This window comes from Phenylobacterium sp., assembly GCF_004799395.1.
Lineage (GTDB): Bacteria > Pseudomonadota > Alphaproteobacteria > Caulobacterales > Caulobacteraceae > Phenylobacterium.
In genome coordinates, this window is sequence record NZ_SSMZ01000092.1 from 1 (window position 1) to 22,529 (window position 22,529).

A 22,529-nucleotide genomic window follows, 5' to 3' on the forward strand; every position below is an offset into this window, starting at 1 on the left:
CGTGCCGCTGATCAGCGACATGCCCTTCGCCAAGGACGTGTCCCTGGAACTCGGCTACCGCTTCTCCGACTACTCCTCGATCGGCGACACCAACACCTACAAGGTGGCCGGCGAGTGGGAAGTCATCGACGGCCTTCGCCTGCGCGCCGGCTACAACCGCGCCGTCCGCGCCCCGAACATCGGCGAACTGTTCGCGCCGCAGAACGTCGTCCTCGACGGCAACCAGGACCCCTGCGCGGGCCTGGCCTCCAACGCGGCGGCCAACGCGTCCAAGATCGCCAACTGCGCCAGCATCTTCCACCTGACCACCGCGCAGGTCCTGGCGATCGAAGCCAACCCGGCCAACCAGTACAACGGCCAGACCGGCGGCAACCCGAACCTGAAGCCGGAAATCAGCGACACCTACACCGCCGGTGTGGTGTGGCAGCCGAAGTTCATCCCGGGCCTGAACCTCTCGGCCGACTACTTCGACATCAAGATCGACCAGTTCATCGGTGGCTACGGCGCCAACCTGATCTTGACCCAGTGCGTCAACACGGCGAACCCGACCTTCTGTAACCTGGTGCACCGCGACGCCAACGGTTCGCTGTGGCTCTCCAACCAGGGCTACGTGCAGGACACCACGCTCAACACCGGTTCGCTCAAGACCACCGGCATCGACTTCAACGCCGCTTACCGCACCGACCTGTCGAACCTGGGTCTGGGCGACAACGGCTCGATCTCGGCTTCGATGGTCGGCACCTGGCTGGACACCCTGATCACCCAACCGCTGCCGGGCGGCGCCAGCTACGACTGTAAGGGCCTCTACGGCCTGGTCTGCGGCGTTCCGGCGCCGGAATGGCGTCACACCGCCACGCTGGCCTGGAACACCCCCTACAGCTACGGCGACTGGTTCAAGTCGCTCAGCCTGCGGGCCAAGTGGCGCTATTTCGCCAAGGTGACCCTGGACGCCTACGACTCGAACCCGCAGCTCAACTCGCCGGGCAATCAGTTCGCCAACGAGCGGACCCTTGCGTCCCAGAACTACATCGATCTGGAAGCCAGCTTCACGGTCCACAACAACCTGAACCTGCGGGTTGGCGTGAACAACGTGTTCGACAAGGATCCGCCGCTGACCGGCACGAACTGCGCCGCCACCTTCTGCAACGGCAACACCTTCCCGCAAGTCTATGATGCGCTCGGCCGCTTCATGTTCGTGGGTCTGACCGCCGACTTCTAAGTCGACGATCAAGCGTCAAAAGAGATCGGGCGGCGGAGCAATCCGCCGCCCTTTTTCAATGGCGGATGAGGGCGATGCCCGGCAGCGGTCAACGCCCGCCAGACCTCAGGGCAGGGCGGCGTCCGCGTCCGCGACGCCGTAGCCATCCACGGCCTGGAGGACCGTAGAGACGAAGTCGCGCTCGGTGGCGGAGAGCTCTGGGCGCCAGACGTCGAAGATCATCACCACCCGAAGGTCGTCGGGGTTCCGGTTCCAGGCCTCATGTTCGATGCTGTCGTCGAAGACGCAGGCGTGGCCCTCCGTCCAGGCCCGCGTCTGCGAGCCCACCCGCATGGCGCAGCCCTCCGGCACGATCAGCGGCAGGTGACAGATGTAACGGGCGTTCATGAAGCCGTGGTGCGGGGCGATGTGCATGCCCGGGCGTAGCAGGGAGAACAGGATCGAGGGCGTGCGGCCAGGCACGCTGCAGAGCGGCGCGTCGGCCAGCGCGGCCATGGTCCTGGGGCAGCGCGTGACATTCTGCGCCACCGGCAGGCCGGCCTTCCATAGGTAGAAGGCGCTCCAGTCGGGATTGCCGATCAGGCCGTTGTCGTTGAACGAGGGCCGGTTCGGCTCGGCCTCGACGTAGGGCGAAAAGGACCCGTCCTCCTCCAGCACCTTGATGAGCTCGGCGCGGATCTCACCGGTGGCCGCCTCGATGCGGTCCAGCCAGGGGAAGGCATCGCGGTCGGCGTATTCGATGTTGGGCAACTCCGGGAAATAGAAGTTGCGAGGCTGCTGGAGATAGATCTCCGACTTGCCCAGCATCAGGTCCAGCGAGCGGCGCATGCGCCGCGCCTGCGGCGTGTCGAGGTCAAAGCGGGCCAGCTGCGGGCGCAGGGCCGCCTCGTAGGAGGCCGCGAACCGGGCGGTCATGGCCCGAGCGCGCTGCGCCTCGGCCTGCCAGGCAGCGTCGCGGCCGGCCTCCGCCAGCTTCGCAAAGGCCATGTAGTAGGAATCCGCCGCCCGCGCCTCGCCGGCGCCGGCGTAGTTGTCGGCCATCATGATCAGCGCGCGCATCTCGCGAGGCTCGATCCGGAGCGCCGCCTCCAGGGCCACCCGCTCGCCGGCCATATCGCCGCGGCCGTGGCGGGCGAGCGCAATGGCGACCCACACCGCCGCCGTCGCTTCGCCGGCCGCGACAATCCGCTGGAAGAACCCCTCGGCCTCAAGGTCCCGGCCCTCGCGCAGAGCCTGCGCGCCTTCGCTCCAGGCGACCTGGAGATCTGCGGCCGTATCCCTGTTCTGCGGTTCGGGCATGGGCGATTGATGCCAAGCGCGGCGCCCGGCGGCAAGGCGGGATATGCGCGCGCCGGCCTCGGCCCGCGGCGCGTTCGTCGCAACCGCCTTCCGCTTTGCATTTCCTGGGGGCAAGCTCGCGCCAAAGGGAGTCGGAATGTCAGGGCAAGGATGGTCCCGGCGCGGCCTCGCCGCCGCGCTCGCGCCCGCGCTGCTGGGGGCCTGCGCCACGCCCGCGGCCCGCAGGCTGATCTCGATCAACCTCACCGACACCGGACCGGTGACGCCGCCGGCCCCGCCGGACGGCACGGCCCAGCTGGAGACGGCTTTCGACAAGGCCAAGCGGATGACCGTGCCGGTGCTGCTCAACGGCCAGGGTCCCTACGGCTTCGTGGTCGACACCGGCGCCAACCGCACCGTGGTCTCCACCGAGGCCGCCGCCGCCTGCAACCTGCCAGGCGCCGGCCAGGCCGAGGTGCACGGCATAGCCGGCGCCGAGCCGGCCAACCTGGCGCAGGTGCATAAGCTGTCGGTGGGCGCCGTCTCCTCCCAGAACCTGACGCTGCCGGTGCTGCCGCGTGACCGGCTGGGGGCCGACGGCCTTCTAGGCGTCGACATCCTGCGCGGACGGCGCATGTCGCTGCTGTTCGCCGAGAACCGCTTCGAGATCTCCCCCTCCGGCCAGGGGGTGGAAGTGGGTGAAGGCGTCAATTCCCGCATCCCGGCCTACAACGCTCCGATCCCGGTCAGCGCCGCCTACCGCAACGGCCAGCTGGTGATCCTCGACGCCCAGGTGGCGGACGTGCGGGTCGCGGCCTTCATCGATTCCGGGGCGCAGGTGACGGTGGGCAACCGCACCTTGCGCGACGCGGTCGTGCACAGCCATCCGGAGTTCGGCGTGCGGCTGGCGCCGGTGCCGCTGATCAGCGCCACCGGTCAGACCGCCGTGGGTGAGTTCGCGCCCCTGCCGGTGCTGCGGCTGGGCGGGATGCAGATCTATGAGGTTCTGGGCGTCTTCGCCGACCTGCACATCTTCGACCTATGGCAGCTCAACGACCGGCCGGCGATCCTGATCGGCATCGACGTCTTGCGCCACTTCCACGAAGTGGCGCTGGATTTCGGCCGCAAGGTGGTGGTGTTCACCCCGGCCGTGCCCGGCGAGCGCACGCCGTCCCGGTCCTTGCCGGGATGAGCGTCGAAGCCTAGCGGACCCGGGTCGGGGCCAGCACCATGGCTCCCTGGCTGCGCAGGCGCGCCTGACTGGCTTCGTCGATCAGCTGCTGGGCGCGGGGATCGCCGAACACCCAGGCCGCGGCGGCCAGCGTGCGGGCGGAGGTCGCCGAGACGCCGAGCATCTTCTGCACCGCCTCGAAGGGCGAGTTGGAGGGCGACATGCGCCGCAACCGCGCCTCGCCGGAGATGCCGGCCAGGGTCTTGGCCTTGTCCACCGCGTCGTAGAAGCCGCCGATCTGGTCGACGAGCCCCAGGTCCTTGGCCTGGACGCCGGTCCAGACGTGGCCCTTGGCGATCTCGCGCACCCGGTCGGGCGACAGCTTGCGCCCCACGGCCACCCGCTGGACGAAGTTGTCGTAGATGCGGTCCATCCACCTGGAGAAGGCCGCCCGTTCGGTCGGCGTGAACTCGCGGCCCATGCCGAAGGCGCCGGCGTAGGAGGAGCCGACACCCAGCTGGCGCACGTCGACGCCGAACTTGGCCAGCGCCGGACCGAGCGCGAACTTGCCGCCAAAGACGCCGATCGAGCCGGTGAGCGTGGAGGGCTCGGCGACGATGGCCGAGGCCTCCGACGACACCCAATAGCCGCCCGATGCGCCATAGGTGCCCATGGAGACCACCACTGGCTTGCCGGCCGCCTTGGCCGCGCGGATCGAGGCCAGAATCTCCTCGGAGGCGGTGTCCGATCCGCCGGGCGAATTGAGCCGGAACACGATGGCCTTCACGTCCTTGGCCTTGATGGCGTCGTAGAAGGCCTGGGAGAGGTCGTCGGCGTAGATGCTGGAGCCGCCGGCGAAGGGGTTGCCGCCCTGGTCCTTGCCATCGACGATGTCGCCCTCGGCCTCGATGACCGCGACGACCGGCCCGGCTCCGCGCTCGCGCGGCGGGCGGCCGTGGGCATAGTCCTCAAAGTCGACCAGCTGGGCGCCGTCGCCGGCCCGTTTGATCAGCGCCTGCTGCGCCTCGTGGACCTGGCCGACGTGGTCTATCAGATGCAGGCCGACGGCGTCTTCGGCGAGGTAGGGCCCGGCCTCCAGCGCGGTCTTCAGCACCGCCGGGTCGAGCTTGCGGTCGCCCGCCGCGGCGGCGATGTCGGTCGTGTAGATCGAGCCCAGCCAGCTCAATTCCGCCGACCGGTGGGCCGGCGTGTAGTCGTCGTAGAGGTAGCCGTTGACCGCGTTCTTGTACTCGTAGCGCTGCTCGTAGTCCGGCTTGATATCGTACTTGTCGAACAGCCGCTTGAAGAACAGGTCCTCGTTGGCGAGGCCGGTCACCTGGAACGAGGCGCCGGGCTGCATCCAGAGTTCGTCGGCGGCGGCGCCGATCATGTAGCTGGCGGTCACGAAGCCCGACGGATAGAGCCCCTGGCTGTGGGCGATCACCGGCTTGCCGGAGGTGCGGAAGTGCTTGATGCCCAGGCGCAGTTCGTCGGCCAGACCGGGCTCGACGCCGCCTTCCGGCAAGCGCACCAGCACCGCCTTGATGCGGTCGTCCGTCTCGGCCCGGCGCAGGCCTTCGAGGATCGACATGGCCGAGTGGCCGCGGCGGGCGAAGTTGGCGAGCGTGCTCTGCGGCGACTGATCGGTGAGCGGATCGCGAAGATCGAGCTCCAGCACCGCCTTCGACGGCGTGGGCGACGGTCCCGCGGCGGCGGCGGCCATGGAGATCAGCACGAAGGGCACGCCGATCAGGAAGATCAGCAGGCCGGCGAAGACCCCAGCGGCGGTGATCAGGAATTGCTTCATCGCAGACCTTCTAAGTCGCGCCGCGGCTTCGCGCACACGATTTCAGCGGCGCACGGCCTCGGACCTACGGCGACCATCACCTCGTGGTCCGTCTTCGGCGGGGCCGACGGGCGATTCCAGGGCGCGAACCTCATACAGCGTCAGCCAGGCGGGACGGACGCGGCCTGCATCGGCCCGGTCGGCTCCTTCGGCCGTCTGGCGCGACCCTGCCTCAGGAAATAGACCGCGGCGGCGGTGGAGAGCACGGCCCCGACCACGCTGGTGGCATAGGCGCTGAGGATGAAGAAGCGCAGCCAGTCCATCTTCACCGCGCCGAAGTTGCGCCAGACCACCAGGGCGGCGCTGCCCAGGTAGCCGGACGCGTCGGCCACATAGATCAGGAAGCCGGCCGTCGCCACCCGGCCGCTGAACGCCACCAGCCGGTCGAACAGCATGGCGTTGAACGGGGTGTAGGCCATGTAGAGCCCGGCGCCGGCGGCGATCATGAAGGCCAGCGGCGAGATCAGATGCGCCTCGAACGCCCACGCGCAGCCGCCCAGCAGCAGGAATCCCGCGACCACGATGGCGTGGATCACCATCAGGGCCTTCAGGTTGTCGCGCACCACCATCACCGCGCCCAGGGCCACCAGCGAGATCGCCGCCACCGGCAGCTCGCTCTGGGTGAAGACCCCGGACTCGTGGCCATAGCCGAGCGCCGTCCAGACCTCGGCGGCGAAGTTGTCGCGGAAGTCGCGGAAGGCGGTAAGCAGGACGTAGGAGGCGGTCAGGAGCGCGATGCCCGGCCAGTAGACGGCCAGGAAGGCCGCCCGCTCTGCAGCGCTCATCGGCGCGCGCTTGACCCTCTGGGCCTCGTCCGCGGCGTTGGGCGGCGGCAGCTGGCCCAGCAGCCAGACCGAGACCAACAGCAGCGGGAAGAACGCCGCGCCGGCCGCCGCCGGCATCCAGAACTCGCCCACATGGGCTGAGTGCATCAGCCACGCGCCCACCGACTTCACCACGCCCGAGGACAGGATGAAGCTGGCGCAGAGGATCGCGCCCAGCGCCTCGGAGACGCGCCGGCCCTCCATGTAGCCGAACACCAGGCCCCAGATCATCCCGAGCGGCAGGCCGTTGAAGAACAGCATCGCCACGTTCCAGGGCGCCGGAATGAGGGCGAAAGCCACCAGCGCCAGCCACGCGATCCCGATCAGCAGCAGGATGGCGATCCCGCGCCTGGCCGGGCTGAGCTCGGAGACCACCTTGATGCCGATCAGCTTGGACAGCGCGTAGCCGGCCACCTGGGCGAGCACGAGGGCGATCTTGTAGTCGAGCGTGAAGTGCCAGCCAGGCACGGCCTCGAAGGTGGCCGCGGTGAAGGGCTTCCTGAACGCGTACATCGAGAAGTAGGCGCAGAATCCCGCAACGCCGGCCACGGCGGTGAACAGGATGGGATTGGCGCGCGCCAATCGGTCTTGCAGCTGGCCGGCCAAGTCGCGCCTCCCGATGACGTCTGGCGCGGATCTGCGCGGTCCAGGCGAACATTGGAGAGATTGATGACGCTCTGGTGACGGCGGGTCCATCGGCCTGTCACGTTGGCGGTGTTTGTTGGGTCCAGCGCGAGTCGCGCGCCTAGAGGATGAGCATGGCCGACGGCGGTCCGTACGATCTTGCAGTGGTGGGAGCCGGCATCGTCGGCATGGCCTGCGCGCTGGCCGCCGCCCGGCGGGGCCGCCGCGTGGTGGTGATCGACCGCGACGCCCAGGCGAATGGCGCTTCGGTGCGCAACTTCGGCTTCATCACCGTCACCGGCCAGGAGCGCGGCGCGATGTGGGAGCGCGCGCGGCGCAGCCGCGACGTCTGGGCCGAGGTCGCGCCGCAGGCGGGCGTCCCGATCCTTCACCAGGGCCTCGTCATGGTGGCGCGCCGCGCCGAGGCCGTCGCGGTGCTGGAGGCCTTCCTGAAGACCGAGATGGGCGAGGGGTGTCGGTTGCTTGCCCCCGGCGAGGTGGCGCGCGATCACCCGCACCTGGCCGGCGGCGAACTGCTCGCGGCGCTCTGGAGCCCGCACGAGCTGCGGGTCGAATCGCGGCAGGCGATCCCGCGGCTGGCCGCCTGGCTGGCGGCGAGTCACGGGGTGGCGTTCCTGTGGGGCGCGGCGGCGCTGTCCGTGGAGACCGGCCGGGTGGTCACCACGAAGGGCGCCATCGAGGCGCGCGCAGTGGCGGTCTGCCCGGGCGACGACCTTTACAGCCTGTTCCCCGAACGGGTGGCGACGGCGGGCGTCACCCGCTGCAAGCTGCAGATGCTGCGGCTGGCCGATCCGGGGTTCCGACTGTCGGCGGGGGTGATGTCGGACCTGGGCCTGGCCCGCTATGCCGGCTATGCGGCCCTTCCGGAAGCCGAGGCGCTGCGCGTGCGCCTGGCCGTCGAGCAGCCGGATCACCTGGCCAACGGGGTCCATCTCATCGTCGTGCAGAGCGCCAACGGCAGCTTGGTGGTGGGCGACAGCCATCACTATGCGCCGACCCCCGATCCCTTCTCGCATCAGGCGGTCGACGAGCTGATCCTCGAGGAGTTCGCCGACGTGTTCGCCCGACCGGCCTCGCCGGTCATCGAGCGGTGGACGGGCACCTATGCGTCGGCGCAGGACCGCACAGTGCTGATCGACGCGCCGGCGCCCGGCGTCCGCCTGGCCATGGTCACCACCGGCGCCGGTGCCTCGACCGGGTTTGCCCTGGGCGAGGAGATCGTGGCCGATCTCTTGAGCGAAGGAACGACGGCATGACGGACAGAGGCGCCTACGATCTGGTGATCTTCGACTGGGCGGGCACCATGGTCGACTTCGGCTGCTGCGCGCCGATCGCGGCCTATGTCGAGGCCTTCGGCCGGCGCGGCGTCGCTTTGGCGGAGGCCGCAGCCCGGGTCGACATGGGCATCGCCAAGGCCGATCACGTCCGCGCCCTGCTGGCCCGCCCGGAGGTGGCCGCCGAATGGATGGCGGCGCAGGGCCGCGCGCCCGCCGAGATCGACGTGGATGCGCTGATGGCCGATCTCGGGCCGCTGATGCGCGACGCCGCCGCGGTGGCGTCGCAGCTGATCCCCGGCGCAGCGGAAACCGTGCGGACCCTGCGGGCGCATGGCCTGAAGATCGCCTCGTCCACCGGCTATACCCGCGAGATGATGGCCCCTGTGCTGGCCCGCGCGGCTGAGCAGGGCTATGCGCCAGACCATCTGGTCTGCGCCGGGGAGACGCCGCAGGGCCGGCCCGCGCCGCTGATGATCTACAAGGCCTGCGCCGAGCTGGGCGTCTGGCCGCTCAGCCGCGTGGTCAAGGTGGACGACGCCGAGGCCGGGATCGCCGAGGGCCGGGCCGCCGGCTGCTTCACCGTGGGCGTGGCCGCGTCCGGCAACAGCATCGGCCTGTCCTTCGAGGCCTATCGGGCGCTGGACGCCGCCGAGCGCGAACGCCGGCTGGACGCCGCCCGCGCATCGTTGATGGCGGCCGGCGCGGACGCGGTGATCGACACCGTCGCCGACCTGCCGGGGGTGCTCTAGCCGCGGTAGCGCTCCTGCGCCTCGCCTAGTGTGTCCCGCAACGGGCCGAGCCAGGGCTCGTAGGCCTTCCACTGGTCGAGGCCGTCGCGGAAGATCGGCTGGCGCACCTGCTCGGAGCTGGGGGTGCGGACGCTGCGCCGGGTCTTGTGGAACTCGACGCAAGGCTGCTCGAAGGGCAGGCCGCAATAGTCGAGGATCCGCCGCACACTGCCCTCGAGGTCGTCCACGACATCCTCGTGATGCACCCGCAACACGCGGCCGGGCAGCGCCGCGTCCCAGTGCGCCATCAGCTCCAGATAGGTGCGGTAGTAACGGGCTAGGTCCTCGAAGCTGTAGGTGAACTCCTGCCCCTGGGCGAACAGCTGCTTGAGGTTCGAGAAGCAGCAGGCCATGGGCTCGCGCCGCGCATCGATGATCCGCGCGTTCGGCAGCATCAGGTGGATCAGGCCGATGTGGCGGAAGTTGTTTGGCATCTTGTCGATGAAGACCGGCCGGTCGGTCCGATAGACAGCGGTGTCCGCAAGGTAGCGCCCGCCCAGGGCGGCGACGTCGTTGGCGCTCAGGTCGGCGAGCGCGGCGGGATAGCGCGGATTGTCCCGGTCCGGGTCCCGGCCCTGGAGTTCCAGCACCAGGCGCTGGATGTCCGACAGCTCCTGGGTGCCTTCGACCTGAGAGTGGGAGGCGAGGATCTGCTCCAGAAGGGTCGAGCCCGACCGCGGCAGCCCCAGGATGAAGATCGGGTCGCGGGCCGGCGCGCCCCAGCCTGTTCGGGCCTCGAAGAACGCCTTCGTGCAGACCTCGATCTGGGCCCGGGTGTTGGTCTCCAGGACCTCGGGGCGGTAGCGGCTCTCGGAGCGCTTCAGGGCGTTGCCGCGTTCATAGTATTCCCAGGACCGCGCCGTCTCTCCGCGGTCCTCGAAGGCTTTTCCCAGCGCGAAACAGAGGTGGTAGCGATCCACGAGGCCGGTGGTCGGCGAGGCTTCCTGGTCGCGCATGCCGGCGATCTCGTCGTCGCTGAACCGGTAGATCTTGAGATTGGCAAGGCTCCAGTAGGCGTCCCCGAAATTGGGCCGCGCCGCCGACGCCGCCCGATAGGACTCGATCGCCTCCGAAAGGCGGCCGATGGTTTTCAGCGCGTGCCCCAGCCAGAGCGGCACATCCCACGAGCCGGGCGCATCGCGCAGCATGTCGCGATAGATGGCGATCGCGCGCTCATGCTGGCCCAGGCCCACGGCCGCCGTCGCCGCGAGGGTGAGGTAGTCAGCATTCGAAGGCTCCGACTCCAGGAGCAGCGCGACCTGATCGGTCGCCTCGGCATGCTTCTGCCGCTTGATCAGGGTCTCGGCGTAGTTGTAGCGCGCCGCCCTGTACGCCGGCGCGAGGTCCAGGACCGCCGCCAGCAGGATCTCCGCCTCATCCAGGACGTCATGGGCGAGCGCGATGCGGGCCAGGAGCCGCATGGCGTCCGGGTGGTCGCCGTCCCGCAACAGGAACGCGCGGATGATCTGCTCGGCCGCCGCCAGCTCCCCGTCCGAGAAGAGGCTGGTGGCGGCGACCACGTCCGACGGCAGGTTCTTGAGCGTCGCCACATGGTCGGCCGCGGTCGCGACGTTGGCCGCGTCTCCCACCATGCCGTAGAGCCGCTGCAGCATGCTCCAGCTGGCGGGCAGGGCAGGATTGATGTTCACAGCCAACAGCAGGGCGTCGATCGCGTTCGGCGCATCCTTCAGCTGCACGTAGCAGAGGCCGCGTTCCTGATGCAGCCGGCTGAAGGCGGGCTGCAGGCGCTCAAGTCGCTGCAGTATCGCCATGGCGTCGGCGACGCGGCGCAGGTGGCGCAGGCTGGTCGCCGCGATCAGCAGCAGGTCGCGGTTTTCAGGCCAGGCCGCGAGCAGACCTTCAGCGCCCGTCAACGCGTCCTCATGGCCGCCGTCCTGCTGCAGCCGCCGCAGTCGGATAACCTCCTGCTCGACGGCGGAGGCCTGCGGAAGGTCAGCGTGGATGGGCATGAAATCCAAGACGGGGCGGGGCGGCCGCATGCAGCCGCCCCCTTCTCCCACTCGAGCTGGTGAAAGTCAGCCTCTAGAAGGCTTCGCTGATCCGGATGCTGACCTGCCTCGGACGCAGCGGCACCTCCGACTTGATGAACTGGGCGGTGCTGGTGAAAGTCGAGGCGTGGGAGTCGCCGAGGTTCTGGCCCACGAGCTGCAGTTTCCAGCTGTCCTTGCTGACGCCGATGGCCGCGCCGAAGGTGGTGTAGGCCGGCAGCTCGTAGCGCAGATAGGTCGTGTCCGGGATCGGGGTCTCGCTGGGGGAGTCGCCGGGCGTGTAGTTGGCCGGCTGGGTGAACATCTTGCCCACATAGCTGACGTCGGCCGAGGCGAAGGCCTTGAAGCTGGCGATATCCCAGTCATAGCGCCCGTGCAGGTTGCCCTGGAACTTGGGCGAGTAGGCCGACACGCCGCCCTGCACGCCGAACGGGTTCACGAACGGCTGTCCCTTGATCTCGGTGATGCAGTGGCCAAGGTTCGGGGAGTTCGGCTCGTTGTCCGTCAGACAGGGCGAATTGGACTGGGTGTTGTCGTTGTAGGTCGCCGAGCCGTCCAGGGTGAACTGGTCGGTGACCCGCGCGGTGAACTGGGCCTCGAGACCCTTGATCACATAGCTCGGTCCGTTGACCAGGAAGGTCGTGTTGCCGAGGCAGCAGGGCTGGTAGAGCGCGATCTGCACATTGTCCCACTGCATGTAATAGGCGGACAGATTTACCTGCAGCCGGCGGTCGAAGAACTCCTTCTTCAAGCCGATCTCGTTGTTGGTCAGGGTGTCGGGCGTATAGGCCAACGGCGTCTTGTATTGCGGGATGCCGTTTTCGTCCGGGGCCTTGTCCCGTGCGGAGCGGCTGAAGCCGCCCGGCCGGAAGCCCTGCGAGAAGGTGTAGTACAGCAGGGTGTTTTCCATCGGCTTCCAGGTGAGGCCGAAATGGCTCTTGAAGCCGGTGTATTTGGCGTGGAGGTTCTCGGCGTTGATGTTGGTGTTGTGCCCGCAGGTGAGCACATCCAGGCAGGCCGCATTGGTCGAGTAGACCGACCCCGTCTCGCTCTCGGTGTAGTCGTAATACCGCGTGCCGGCGGTGACGGTCAGGACCTCAGGGATGATGTCGTAGTCGACCGATCCGAACAGCGCCGTCTGGTCGTAGCCGCGCTGCACTTCCTCGCCGAAGCCGGTGTTGTCGGGGCGAGGACCCGGCTCGTTGGTCGTCGATCCCGGGAAGGGCTCGTCATTGCCCAGGCAGGGCGCGCCGCCGGCGAGCGCGATGGCCAGGTTGTCGCCCTCGCGGCAGGCGGGGATGGTCTTGTAGTTGAAGTCCATGGTGTCGTTGATGCGGAACTGCTCGAAGAAGATGCCGCCCACGGCGCGCAGGCGCCAGTTGTCGGGCGTGCTCAGGCGGATTTCGTGGCTCATGTGCGTATTGCGCACCTGGTCGTGCCAGCTGGTGACCGGCGAGTTGCAGGTCAGCGGCGTCCCCTTGGCGATCAGACCCGCCGTGCCGCCAGTGCACTCGTAATATTGCCCATAAAGCGTGCGGGAATAGTTCGTGTAGTCCATCTGCTGGTTGATGTGACGGGTCATGTAGCCGCCCGTGTAGATCAGCTTCAGGTCGCCAACCTTGCCGTTCACCGTCCAGGCTGAATTGATGAAGCGGTCCTTGTCGTAGGTGGGCGTGAAGACCGTGGTCTGCAGCGGCTGCAGCGGCTGGAAGTCGGAGCCGACCGGGAGCGTGCTCGACAGGCCCTCGGCGTCCATGTTCTGGAAGCTTTCCGTGATCAGGACGTCCCAGTCGTTGTTGATGTCGTAGAGCGCCGACAGGCGCGCGCCGTCATGGCTGACCGGATTAAAATTCTTCTCGGCCAGAGAGAAGTTGTTCGCCTGGGCGGCGTTCGGAATCGTGCAACCGCCGGTCTGCTTGCCGGCCGGCAAGCCATTGGGGCAGATGCCGTTGGTGGGCTTGATGCCGAAGTAGACGTTGTTGTCGTTGTTCGAGCGGGTGAAGGTCGAGGGGACGTTGTCGATGTAGCCACCCTGGTGATCGCTGTAGATCACCGCGCGTACGGCCAGCCTGTCGGTGAGCACCGGGATGTTGAGCATGGCGACGAAGCTCGTGCTCGGGTCGCCGTGGCTCTGGACGCCGTAGCTCGCGTCGACGCTGCCCGAATAGGTGTTCATCTTCGGCTTGGCGGTGATGTAGCGCACTGCGCCGGCTTCGGCGCCGCCGCCGAACAGGGTGCCTTGCGGACCCTCCAGGACTTCCACGCGGTCCATATCGGCCATGAAGAGGTCGACGTTGCGCCCGGGGAACTGCATGGACTGGTCGTCCAGGTACACCGCCACGTTCGGGAAGTTGCCCACCGTCGCGCTCGACTGGCCGCCGGCGAAGCCCGCGCTCAGCCCGCGCATGAAGATGTTGCCCTGACCCGGGCCGTTGTTCGCGAACTCGATGTTCGGGGTGATCCTGAGCAACTCGTCGAAGGTGGTGATGTTCCGCGCCGACAGGGCCGCGCCGGAAAACGCCTGGATGGTCATCGGTACGGTCTCGGCCGACTCGTCGCGCCGCTGCGCGGTGACGATCACTTCCTCGACCGCTGCGGACGACGGCGAGCTCGCCGCGGCCGCGGCGGCGTCGGCGGCGTCCGCGGCCATGGCGGCGGACGCGCTCCCGCTCAGGATCGCGGCCACGCAACAGGAAACGACGTATCTGGCCTTCATGATTTCTCCCCCGAAAGCTACCCCAGCGGCCGGCAAGGCATGCGAACGGGGAGCCACACAGCCCTCCGCACACGCCGAAACGGTCACGCCAAACAGAAAGCCGCGACGTATCCCTCGCCGCGCTCAGAACGGGGACGCTAGGAGGGCCCGGTGAAGCTTCGGTGACGGTTGAATTTCAGATCCATGAATAGATTTTCGCGGCCTATTTGATTTGTCTTCGTCCGGACAATCCGTATACGGACCATATCGCCGCGAAGACTGTTGAGATCTTGCAATCCGCAGCCTTGCATTGCGGATTTTCAGCCTGGACATTCCTGCGCAAGGCGGCGCGCCATATTCGAGGCGCGCCAGGGTTGGCTGTGGAGACCGGTATGGACCCGACGACGGTCGAGGGAATCCTTGAGCTCTACGAGCGCCGCGGCGCGCGCCATTATGGCGAGGGCGTCTCACAGCTCGACCATGCCCTGCAATGCGCACAGCTGGCGGCGGCGGACGGCGCGGGCGACAGCCTGGTCGCCGCGGCCCTGCTGCACGATCTCGGCCACCTCCTGGAGGCCGATGAGGCCCAGGCCCTGGAGACCGACGACCGGCACGAGGTCCACGGAGCCGCAGCGTTGCGCGGCCTGTTCGGACCCGCAGTGACCCAGCCGATCGCCCTGCACGTGGCGGCAAAGCGTTACCTCTGCGCCACCGAGGCCGGCTACGAGTCGGCGCTGAGCGCGGCCTCGCGCCAGACGTTGAAACTGCAGGGCGGACCGTTCTCTGAGCGCCAGGCGCGGCGGTTCGAGGCCGTCGCACATTTCGCCGACGCCGTGCGGCTGAGGCGCTACGACGAGGGCGGCAAGCTGGATGGCGCGCCCCACACGCCGCTAGGGGACTATGGCGCGCTGCTGCGCGGTCTCCGGACCGACTAGGTTGCGGCGCCCTCCAGGGCGGTCTCGGATCCTAGGTGCGGAAGGCGTCCCGCAGCGCCTTGACCCTCGTGTTGAGGTCGGCGACCGCCTCGACGCTCATTCCTGACCTGTCGTAGAGGGCGTCGGCCAGCGTCCTGGTCTGCGGCCGGACGGCGCGGCCCTGGTCGGTCAGCTGAACCCTCACCTGCCGCTCGTCCGAAGGATTCCGCTTCCGGACCACATGCCCGGCCTGTTCGAGGCGCTTCATCAAGGGCGTGATCGTGCTGGGCTCGAGGTCCAGGCGGGCCGCGATCCCGCCAATGGTCTGGTCGTCGTCCTCCCACAGCACGCACATGACCAGGTACTGCGGATAGGTCAGGCCCAGCTGGTCCAGCCAGGGCTTGTAGACGCGGCTGACCGCCATGAAGGCGCTGTACAGCCCGAACCCCAGCTGGCGGTCCAAGGGGAGGGGAAACTCGTAATCCACGATCGCTCCTGAGTTCGTGACGGCAAAAATCATTATCGCGATAAAAAACTTCTGGACAAGCTATTTTGGCCGGACTAGCCAGTAGTTATCGCGATAATCATTATCGCAGATCAACAAGGAGAACGAACATGTCGAAGAAGATCATTGCCTCTGTCGCCTCCGCCGCGGCTCTGATGGCCGGGACTGCCGCCCAGGCCGCGCCGGCCATCAGGAACGTCGTCCTGGTGCACGGCGGCTTCGTGGACGGCTCGGGCTGGGAAGGCGTCTACAACGTCCTTTCGAAGGACGGCTACAAGGTCACCGTCGTCCAGAACCCGACCACCTCGCTGGCCGACGACGTCGCCGTCACCCGCCGCGCCATCGCCGCCCAGGACGGCCCGGTCATCCTGGTTGGCCATTCCTACGGCGGCGTGGTGATCACCGAGTCGGGCAACGACGCGAAGGTGAAGGGCCTCGTCTACATCGCCGCCTTCGCGCCGGATAAGGGCGAGTCGGTGAACAGCCTGATCGCCAATCCGCCGCCCGGCGCCTCCGTGCCGCCGATCCTCCCGCCCCAGGACGGTTTCCTGTTCCTCGACCGGGAGAAGTTCGCCGCCTCGTTCGCCGCCGATGTGAAGCCGGCGCAGGCGGCGTTCATGGCCAGCTCGCAGGTCCCGTGGGGCGTGGCCGCCCTCGAGGGCCAGGTGACCACGCCCGCGTGGAAGTCGCGGCCGAGCTGGTACCTGGTCACCGCGGACGACCGGATGATCCCCGCGCCCGCGCAGCGACAGATGGCGGGCCGGGCCGGCGCGACGGCTGTCGAAACCGCTGGCAGCCATGCGATCTATGTGTCGAACCCGCAGGTCGTCGCACGCCTGATCGAACAGGCGGCCCAGGGTGCGGCGAAGTAACCGCGTCCACACGCTTCAACTGAGCGGGCCTCGAGGCGCGAGCTTCGGGGCCCGTCGCGTTGCGCGCCATCGGGCGTCAGAACGTTCGACTCGGGAGGAACTTCGGAGGGTCGGAGACCCCCGGCCTCCCGAACCTTCGACGCTGGCGGCGGGAGGATTGGTCGGAGTGGCAGGATTTGAACCTGCGACCCCCGCGTCCCGAACGCGGTGCTCTACCAGACTGAGCCACACTCCGATTTGGAGGGCGCCTTATAGAGGAGGGGTTAGAGGCCCGCAAGGCGGCGCGGCGACGGCTTTGCCAGGGGTGCGCGAGACGTTGCATCGCAGGGTCTCCTGCGCTATCTCACCGCCTCCGCGAGGGGGACCCCTCCGGCCATTCCTGCTGGGGAATGGTGTAATGGTAACACTGCGGTTTTTGGTACCGTCATTCTAGGTTCGAGTCCTAGTTCCCCAGCCAATCCATTTCATTAGATAATCCGCCCGAACAAAAGGTGGCCGCGCTTAGCGGTTTACAGCCCGGTTTACCGATTCCATTTCCGGCCTGTTCCGCCGCAGCTTTTCCACCATCGCCAGACCGATTTCCTCGGCCGTCACGTATCGGGCGGCGATCTGTTCGACCTTGGCCTTTGACCAGCCGAGAACCGTCGCGACGTCGTGCAGGTCGAGGCCTGCCCGGACGAAGTTGGTGGCCGCCGTGCCGCGCAGATCGTGGAAGCGGAGTTGGCGGATCCCGCTCACGGCGTTGCTGTCCCCGGCGGCCACTGCCGCGGCCTCGCCAGCGTCGACCTTCGCGCGCCGGAATGCGCTCTCAAGCCCAGCTTCGCTCCAGGGGCGCCGACGGGCGGAGTTGAGGATAGTGAGGCTGGCCCCACGGGGGATTTCGCCGATGAGCTCTGCCAAGGCCGGGTAGATCGGGATCACCACCGGGCGCCGGCCCCGGCTCTTGCCGGTCTGCCAGACGAAGGCGTGCTGTCCGACAGAAGCTCACGGCAGCTTGATGAGGTCGGCCAGCCGCAACCCGCTCAGGGCCGCCTTTGGCGAGATTGAAGTCTCCCGAATTGGGAAGGCCTCCGCAACTCGTAGACCTACGCCCTACGTTTTGGACGACAGCTTGGCTTCTGAAACGGTCGAAACTCATTCATGCCCGAATAGCCCGTCGAAGCTAAACTTGGCGCGGAGGACCACGTCGTCATGGCGCTCTGGCAGAGCGCCTCTAATTAAAAGCCACTTTCGATAGCAATGTCACTGTTAAACTAGACCGTAGATTTGTTTATTAACCGACCGAGGCGACCGTTGGTAGACGCCACAGTTCCCTTGGTGGAGCGTCTCTCCTCCGGTGCGAATGCGCATGCCGAGAGCAGGGAGCATGGGCGCTTACGCCGATGGCCTCACCAGAAGACGCTCGCCGAGCCCCTAACTAAAGCCAGCTTTCGGTACTCGTTAAGTTATTAAATAATTCTAGATATTGCTTTAATAAGCCTGCATCGCCACCTTGGGCGCATGAGCGAGTCACATACTTCTGTCAGCCGGTTCGGTCGCTTCGTCGATACGATCACCGCAGGCGAGACGGTGAAAGCCTTCGTGCCGCCGGCGCTCCCGCCGACGCCGCCCGTCGATGTTTTGGATCTCCTGCCGAAGCTGATCGCCGCGGAGCGGGCCCTTGGCCGATTGGACGGAGTCACCATGCTCCTGCCGCGCCAGGATTTGTTCCTCTACATGTACGTCCGCAAGGAAGCTGTCCTTTCTTCGCAGATTGAGGGCACTCAATCGACGCTCTCCGACCTTCTGCGCTTTGAAACGGAAGCTCAGTCCGGCCAGCCGATCGACGACATCCGAGAGGTGTCGAACTACGTCGATGCGATGATGTACGGCTTGGAGCGATTGGACGAGCTTCCGCTATCGCTACGGCTGATCCGTGAAATGCACGCGCGGCTGATGAAAAGCGGCCGGGGTGAGACGAAGAATCCCGGCGAGTTCCGGCGCTCCCAGAACTGGATCGGCGGCACTCGGCCACGCAACGCCATGTACGTGCCGCCGCCGGTGATTGAGCTCGACGCCTGTCTCGATCTCTTCGAGCGGTTTCTGCACGAAACGGAGTCGCGCCTCCCGCCGCTCATCAAGGCTGGCCTAATTCACGTGCAGTTCGAGAGCATCCACCCGTTCCTGGATGGGAATGGTCGGATCGGCCGCCTCTTGATGACGCTCTACCTCTGTGTCAACGATGTGCTGCGCAAGCCGTTGCTATACCTCAGCCTGTACCTGAAGACCCACCGAGCAGACTACTATCGCCTGCTGCAGGAAGTGCGGGAGCGCGGAGCTTGGGAAGCTTGGCTCGAGTTCTTTCTGGATGGGGTCGCCGAGACCGCAAACCAGGCCTTCGAGGCGGCGACGCAGATCGTCGAGCTCTTTAAGCGCGATCGGGAGCTGATCACCGCCGAGAGCGAACGGGCGGGTTCGGCGCTGCGCGTCCATGAACTTTTGCAGGAGAACCCGTTCGCGACCTCCAAGGCGTTGGTCGGCCGCACGGGCCTGACGGCGCCCACTATCAATGCGGCCCTGGCCGACCTGCAGCGCCTCGGTATCGTCGATGAGGTGACGGGGCGCCAACGAGGACGCGTTTACGGCTACCGCGCGTACCTCGACATACTGAACGAAGGCACCGCCCCCCTCCCGGCCGCTCCGGAGTGACTGAATTGGGGGTCCGTCGCGATGGCTAGGTCCCCAGAATTCTCGTCAGGGCCGCGGTTAACCCGCGGCGCTTGCCGCCTGGCTGAGGACGAATGCGATTTATGCTAGGCCAGCGCGGCGACGCAAGTGGCGAAGCAGCGAGCCGACGCCGCCAAGGCCCGCCAGCATCACTACCCAGGTTGCAGGCTCGGGGACACCGGCGGAGGTTACAGTGTAGGTGACGTTTGGGCTGAAGAAATCCGTCACACCAAACATATATCGGTAGTCCGCAATACCGACGTTACCAACAACATTGTCGCTAGTTCCATTGCCGCTGAAGAACGCATTGCTGGACTGTGTGAAGTCGACGACGAAACCATAACCAGCGCTATCCGAAAAAGACTGGGTGTTGATCTCGAAAGACGCGATTTGTAAGTCAAGATTCGGGAAGTAGATAAATTCCACGGGGCTGGGAACATCTATATTTAGGTAATTGGTGGTTACGCCGCCTGCGTTGATATATTCCTGTGTTGGGTCGATGGTGAAGGTGAACGATCCGCTCAGCGGGTCAACCGGTGCGCCAGGTCCGAAACCCTCGGCGGTAAATGACACCGTTTCAGTGATCGTTGCGGCTTGCGCCGCTGCTCCGCAGATGAGAGCGCCCGCCAATCCCGCAAAAGCGTTTCGTACCCATTTCCACCCCAGCACGTTTATGGCCTCCCTCAATGTTTCACCGGGCCAAGCCTCCCAGCGCGCCTAATGTTGCTAGGCCCACACGTGCTCAGGGTCCCAGAGCTGTTGGACATCGCCTTCGCGTTTCAGCGAATCTCACCCCGCAGCGTGCCCCAGAGCTTGCCGCCGATCGATACGCCCGACCTGATCTGTTTCTGATCCGCCGCTGATTTGTCGTCGTAAGCGGAGCGCGGGGCGGACTATACCGTTGAGCGACAATAGGGTTCGGTGGTGAGCTTGGGCGTGGACGACGGCGGGATCGTCTTGGCGGACATCGCGCCGTTTCGGCTCGGCGGGCTGCGCGTCGATCCGCCGAACCTGTCGCTGACCGGGGCTGACGGCGCCGAGCGGCGGGTGCAGGCGCGGGTCATGCAGGTTCTGGTGGCGCTTTCCCAAGCGCAGGGCGCCACGCTCTCTCGCGAACGGTTGAACGCGCTGTGCTGGGGCGGGGTTGTGGTCGGCGCGGCGGCGCTGGATCGGATCGTCAGCCTGCTGCGCCAGTTGGCGGCAGAAACAGGCGGGGCGTTCGCCATCGAGACCATTCCGCGGGTTGGCTACAGACTGATCGGGGCGACAGCGACCCCGGTCGGGCTAACAGCGCAAACGGATATGTCGGCGGGCGGGGCGTCCGCGACCGCCGACCCGCTCGTCAATCAGCGCCGCCGGCTGTGGCGGTTCGCACTCGCCGGGCTGCTGCTTCTCGTTGTGGTCGCGGCAGGCAGTTGGGTGTTCCGCGATCGGCTCGGGCTCTTCCCAACCGCCCGGCAGGTGGTCGAGGTCGAGACCTTCACTCCGACCGGCCCTGGCCTCACGCCCGGCTTGCCAGCGGAGCTTCGGGCTGAAGTCGTCGATTTCCTGGCCAACGACCGCTTCTTCTCTGTCGCCGCGACAGCGCCACGCCGACTGGACCATCCCAAGACATGGCGTGTGCGGGGAACGGTGGCGCCGGCCGAGCGCGGCGCGCGGCTGCACGTTTTCGCCGAACTTCTGAAGCCCGGGAGCGACAACGCGGTCGCGGAGCTGCGGCTCGACCGCGACGTGGCGGAGCCGATGCTGACACGCTCTTTGGGCCTGCGTATCGGCCGCACCGCGGACTGCATCCTGCTTGCGGTGACCGACAAGGAGCTGACGGGCGGCTATCGCGAGTCTGCGCTCCCGGCGCTCTCCGCCGCCTGCGTCACCTGGCACGACAAGACCACGTCCCTGGCGACGCGGATGTCGCGGTTCCGGGATGCCGCTGCCGCCCTGCCGAGGTCCGCCTATTTTCGGGCGCGGCTCGCCGAGATGCTGGGCGATCAGGCCGCGGTCGGCGGAGCTAACGCCGAGGCGGCGCGCGCCGAGGGCCTGGGGCTGGTCTCGGTGGCGAAGGCGATCGATCCATCCGAGCCCCACATTCCCCTCGCGCTTGCGAGACTACGGCCGCCCTTCGACTTCGTCGGCCGCGAGGCGCTCCTCAAGCAGGCGCTGGCCGGGCGGCCGAGTGATTGCGCTTGCGAGTTCGGCGACTACTCGAACTTCCTCTCGGCGGTTGGTCGAAATGCCGAGGCTCAAAGTTTTGGGACGCGGGCGAGCGAACAGGAACCCAAGAACATCCCGTGGCTGCGCCGCGCGGGCGAAGCCGCTGCCGCCGCCGGCGATTTCGCCGCGGCCAAGACCAAGCTCGCCGCCGTCGCCGGGTTCCTGCCCGAGCCGGGGACGTTGGACCAGTCGAGGCTATTTCTCGGCCTGTGGTCGCGCGACTGGACGCTAGCGCAGGCCATGGCCGCGCGGATGGCGGACGGGCCGGCGAAGTCCGCTGAATTATCGCTGATCGCCGCCCTGGCGGCAGGCACGACCCCGGACATACGACGCGCGGGGGCGGGGTTCCTGAGACTCCCGGAGCCTGGGGCGACCAGCCGAGCCGCGGTGGTGGCGCTCGCGATGGCGGGGTTGGATCGTGACGCCGTCGCCGCCGCGGCGCGGCTCATCGGGCGAAACCCGATTGAACTGTCGATATTGTTCGAGCCGTCCTTTGCCAGCGCCCGGCGAACGCCCGAGTTTGCAACGCTCGCGGACCGGCTTGGACTTATCGACTATTGGCGCAGATCGGGCCACAGCCCGGACTTCTGTGTCGGCCAATCGGTCCCTACGATCTGCGCGACATTCGGACGCGCGAACTGAGCGCGACCGCTACGCGCGGCAAGCAATGTCCAAGGTCCGCTATGTCGAAAGCGGTCATCGCCTCACTTCCCGAAAGCGGACCAAGCGAACGTCCGGATCGGGGGGGCGGTCTTTGGCCCAATGCCCAAAAGCGGACATCGCGAAAATCCGGATCGGGGGGTTGCCAGACATTGAGTTGGGGAACTCGCGCCAGCTATGCGCCACCTTTGGTTTGTGGATGTCCATGCAGCCCTAACTCTATTTCGTCGCTAACATCGGGGTGCAGAAGGCCTTCACCGGTTCGTATTGGCGGAGGTTCCTGGACGGCGCTTCGGTGGCGAGCGCCTTGATCGGGGCCATCCAGGTCGGGAAGCTGCTCGCAATGATCCAATGTACGCTGGACGCCTCTTCGTAGTCCTTGCGCACCTGCGACCAGTCCGCGGGCGAGAGTACGGCTGCGTGATTCAGCACTTGAAGTGATCGCCAAGCCTCAGATTCGTGGGTTGTGTTCACTCGATAGACGTCGACCCAGTTGTAGGCCTCGATGAAACGCCGCTTCTCCTTCAGCGTCATGTGCGCGAGCGACTGATCAGCAACACCCAGCTCCCAGAGCGGCTTGTTGGTGTTAGGGTTCAGCGCCCGGCCGACGCGTCCGAGCTGACCAAGCGGCGCTCCGGCGTCGTGTCGTCGGATCAGTTCGTTCACCTCCGCCAGGCGCGCGGCGAAGCAGGGCTCAAGCTCCATGCGGCCCAGCATGGCGGCGCGAAGTTGACCAAGCTCGTCCTTCAGCGCCTCGCGTTCCTCCCCGACCACATGGCGCCAATGAAGGAGCTCGATCGTCTGCTCCAGTCCCAGCGCGATCAGGATACCGCAAATGATGGTGCCGATCTCGATCAGGAACTCGCGGACCGAGTGCGCCGCCTTTGGCCTATGAATGTCCACGCCGCT

General features: G+C 66.9%; 16 protein-coding genes, 2 tRNA genes and 1 pseudogene. 9 read left to right on the top strand and 10 right to left on the bottom strand.

Features of this window, described 5'->3' with window-relative positions; translation table 11 throughout:
• Window positions 1-1,219, top strand: a 1,219-nt coding sequence (locus tag E8A12_RS06515; protein ID WP_293367109.1) for a TonB-dependent receptor, incomplete at its 5' end; no start/stop codon positions are given.
• 105 nt (window positions 1,220-1,324) lie between these two features.
• Here the strand turns inward: E8A12_RS06515 and E8A12_RS06520 are convergent.
• Entirely contained in the window at window positions 1,325-2,518 is a 1,194-nt protein-coding gene (locus E8A12_RS06520; protein WP_293367110.1) for an aspartyl/asparaginyl beta-hydroxylase domain-containing protein, read from the bottom strand.
• A 136-nt stretch (window positions 2,519-2,654) separates the two neighbouring features.
• Between E8A12_RS06520 and E8A12_RS06525 the strand changes: the two genes are divergently transcribed.
• Entirely contained in the window at window positions 2,655-3,689 is a 1,035-nt protein-coding gene (locus tag E8A12_RS06525; protein WP_293367111.1) for a retropepsin-like aspartic protease, read from the top strand.
• A 10-nt stretch (window positions 3,690-3,699) separates the two neighbouring features.
• Here the strand turns inward: E8A12_RS06525 and sppA are convergent, their stop codons facing one another.
• Both sppA and E8A12_RS06535 read right to left on the bottom strand, forming a co-directional pair.
• A complete protein-coding gene (sppA, locus tag E8A12_RS06530) occupies window positions 3,700-5,475 on the bottom strand; it encodes a signal peptide peptidase SppA (protein WP_293367112.1) in 1,776 nt (591 codons plus the stop codon).
• A 140-nt stretch (window positions 5,476-5,615) separates the two neighbouring features.
• Complete coding sequence (locus E8A12_RS06535) at window positions 5,616-6,944, bottom strand: DUF5690 family protein (protein WP_293367113.1); 1,329 nt, start codon at window positions 6,942-6,944, stop codon at window positions 5,616-5,618.
• Window positions 6,945-7,096: 152 nt separating this feature from the next.
• On the opposite strand from E8A12_RS06535, the gene E8A12_RS06540 reads away from it, so the two are divergent.
• A complete protein-coding gene (locus E8A12_RS06540) occupies window positions 7,097-8,239 on the top strand; it encodes a TIGR03364 family FAD-dependent oxidoreductase (RefSeq protein WP_293367114.1) in 1,143 nt (380 codons plus the stop codon).
• Window positions 8,236-9,009 carry a phosphonoacetaldehyde hydrolase gene (gene phnX / locus E8A12_RS06545; protein ID WP_293367115.1) on the top strand — a complete coding sequence of 258 codons (774 nt, stop codon included), beginning with the start codon at window positions 8,236-8,238 and terminating at the stop codon, window positions 9,007-9,009. Before E8A12_RS06540 ends, phnX begins: the two co-directional genes overlap by 4 nt.
• Here phnX and E8A12_RS06550 read toward each other — a convergent pair.
• Together E8A12_RS06550 and E8A12_RS06555 are read right to left on the bottom strand one after the other, a co-directional pair.
• Window positions 9,006-11,018 (bottom strand): tetratricopeptide repeat-containing sulfotransferase family protein, encoded by a 2,013-nt coding sequence (locus E8A12_RS06550; protein ID WP_293367116.1) that lies wholly within the window; start codon window positions 11,016-11,018, stop codon window positions 9,006-9,008. The genes phnX and E8A12_RS06550 overlap by 4 nt on opposite strands.
• A gap of 73 nt (window positions 11,019-11,091) precedes the next feature.
• Window positions 11,092-13,773, bottom strand: a complete 2,682-nt coding sequence (locus E8A12_RS06555) for a TonB-dependent receptor (protein WP_293367117.1) — start codon at window positions 13,771-13,773, stop codon at window positions 11,092-11,094.
• A 371-nt stretch (window positions 13,774-14,144) separates the two neighbouring features.
• Here E8A12_RS06555 and E8A12_RS06560 point away from each other — a divergent pair, with 371 nt between their 5' ends.
• Window positions 14,145-14,687, top strand: a complete 543-nt coding sequence (locus E8A12_RS06560; RefSeq protein ID WP_293367118.1) for an HD domain-containing protein — start codon at window positions 14,145-14,147, stop codon at window positions 14,685-14,687.
• Window positions 14,688-14,718: 31 nt separating this feature from the next.
• Here the strand turns inward: E8A12_RS06560 and E8A12_RS06565 are convergent, their stop codons facing one another.
• A complete protein-coding gene (locus tag E8A12_RS06565) occupies window positions 14,719-15,153 on the bottom strand; it encodes a MarR family transcriptional regulator (RefSeq protein ID WP_293367119.1) in 435 nt (144 codons plus the stop codon).
• 128 nt (window positions 15,154-15,281) lie between these two features.
• On the opposite strand from E8A12_RS06565, the gene E8A12_RS06570 reads away from it, so the two are divergent.
• Window positions 15,282-16,043, top strand: coding sequence for an alpha/beta hydrolase (locus tag E8A12_RS06570; protein WP_293367120.1), 762 nt, complete (start codon window positions 15,282-15,284; stop codon window positions 16,041-16,043).
• A gap of 158 nt (window positions 16,044-16,201) precedes the next feature.
• Here E8A12_RS06570 and E8A12_RS06575 read toward each other — a convergent pair.
• Window positions 16,202-16,278, bottom strand: a tRNA-Pro gene (locus tag E8A12_RS06575).
• 148 nt (window positions 16,279-16,426) lie between these two features.
• On the opposite strand from E8A12_RS06575, the gene E8A12_RS06580 reads away from it, so the two are divergent.
• Window positions 16,427-16,500: transfer RNA gene (locus E8A12_RS06580), tRNA-Gln, on the top strand.
• 44 nt (window positions 16,501-16,544) lie between these two features.
• On the opposite strand, the pseudogene E8A12_RS06585 reads toward E8A12_RS06580, so the two are convergent.
• Window positions 16,545-16,979, bottom strand: a pseudogene (locus E8A12_RS06585) (tyrosine-type recombinase/integrase); the annotation flags it as partial.
• 564 nt (window positions 16,980-17,543) lie between these two features.
• On the opposite strand from E8A12_RS06585, the gene E8A12_RS06590 reads away from it, so the two are divergent.
• The gene (locus E8A12_RS06590) at window positions 17,544-18,731 is read left to right on the top strand and encodes a Fic family protein (protein ID WP_293367121.1); all 1,188 of its coding nucleotides are present in this window, start codon (window positions 17,544-17,546) and stop codon (window positions 18,729-18,731) included.
• A 99-nt stretch (window positions 18,732-18,830) separates the two neighbouring features.
• Here the strand turns inward: E8A12_RS06590 and E8A12_RS06595 are convergent, their stop codons facing one another.
• Window positions 18,831-19,418 carry a PEPxxWA-CTERM sorting domain-containing protein gene (locus E8A12_RS06595; RefSeq protein WP_293367122.1) on the bottom strand — a complete coding sequence of 196 codons (588 nt, stop codon included), beginning with the start codon at window positions 19,416-19,418 and terminating at the stop codon, window positions 18,831-18,833.
• A gap of 267 nt (window positions 19,419-19,685) precedes the next feature.
• On the opposite strand from E8A12_RS06595, the gene E8A12_RS06600 reads away from it, so the two are divergent.
• Entirely contained in the window at window positions 19,686-21,602 is a 1,917-nt protein-coding gene (locus E8A12_RS06600; RefSeq protein WP_293367123.1) for a winged helix-turn-helix domain-containing protein, read from the top strand.
• Window positions 21,603-21,839: 237 nt separating this feature from the next.
• Here the strand turns inward: E8A12_RS06600 and E8A12_RS06605 are convergent, their stop codons facing one another.
• Window positions 21,840-22,523 (bottom strand): hypothetical protein, encoded by a 684-nt coding sequence (locus tag E8A12_RS06605; RefSeq protein ID WP_293367124.1) that lies wholly within the window; start codon window positions 22,521-22,523, stop codon window positions 21,840-21,842.
• Window positions 22,524-22,529: the final 6 nt, after the last annotated feature.

What these genes read in the sequence shown, in the direction of transcription:
- E8A12_RS06520 (WP_293367110.1), bottom strand. Translation starts at nt 2,518, where the DNA reads ATGCCCGAACCGCAGAACAGGGATACGGCCGCAGATCTCCAGGTCGCC.
- E8A12_RS06525 (WP_293367111.1), top strand. Translation starts at nt 2,655, where the DNA reads ATGTCAGGGCAAGGATGGTCCCGGCGCGGCCTCGCCGCCGCGCTCGCG.
- sppA (WP_293367112.1), bottom strand. Translation starts at nt 5,475, where the DNA reads ATGAAGCAATTCCTGATCACCGCCGCTGGGGTCTTCGCCGGCCTGCTG.
- E8A12_RS06540 (WP_293367114.1), top strand. Translation starts at nt 7,097, where the DNA reads ATGGCCGACGGCGGTCCGTACGATCTTGCAGTGGTGGGAGCCGGCATC.
- phnX (WP_293367115.1), top strand. Translation starts at nt 8,236, where the DNA reads ATGACGGACAGAGGCGCCTACGATCTGGTGATCTTCGACTGGGCGGGC.
- E8A12_RS06550 (WP_293367116.1), bottom strand. Translation starts at nt 11,018, where the DNA reads ATGCCCATCCACGCTGACCTTCCGCAGGCCTCCGCCGTCGAGCAGGAG.
- E8A12_RS06555 (WP_293367117.1), bottom strand. Translation starts at nt 13,773, where the DNA reads ATGAAGGCCAGATACGTCGTTTCCTGTTGCGTGGCCGCGATCCTGAGC.
- E8A12_RS06560 (WP_293367118.1), top strand. Translation starts at nt 14,145, where the DNA reads ATGGACCCGACGACGGTCGAGGGAATCCTTGAGCTCTACGAGCGCCGC.
- E8A12_RS06570 (WP_293367120.1), top strand. Translation starts at nt 15,282, where the DNA reads ATGTCGAAGAAGATCATTGCCTCTGTCGCCTCCGCCGCGGCTCTGATG.
- E8A12_RS06590 (WP_293367121.1), top strand. Translation starts at nt 17,544, where the DNA reads ATGAGCGAGTCACATACTTCTGTCAGCCGGTTCGGTCGCTTCGTCGAT.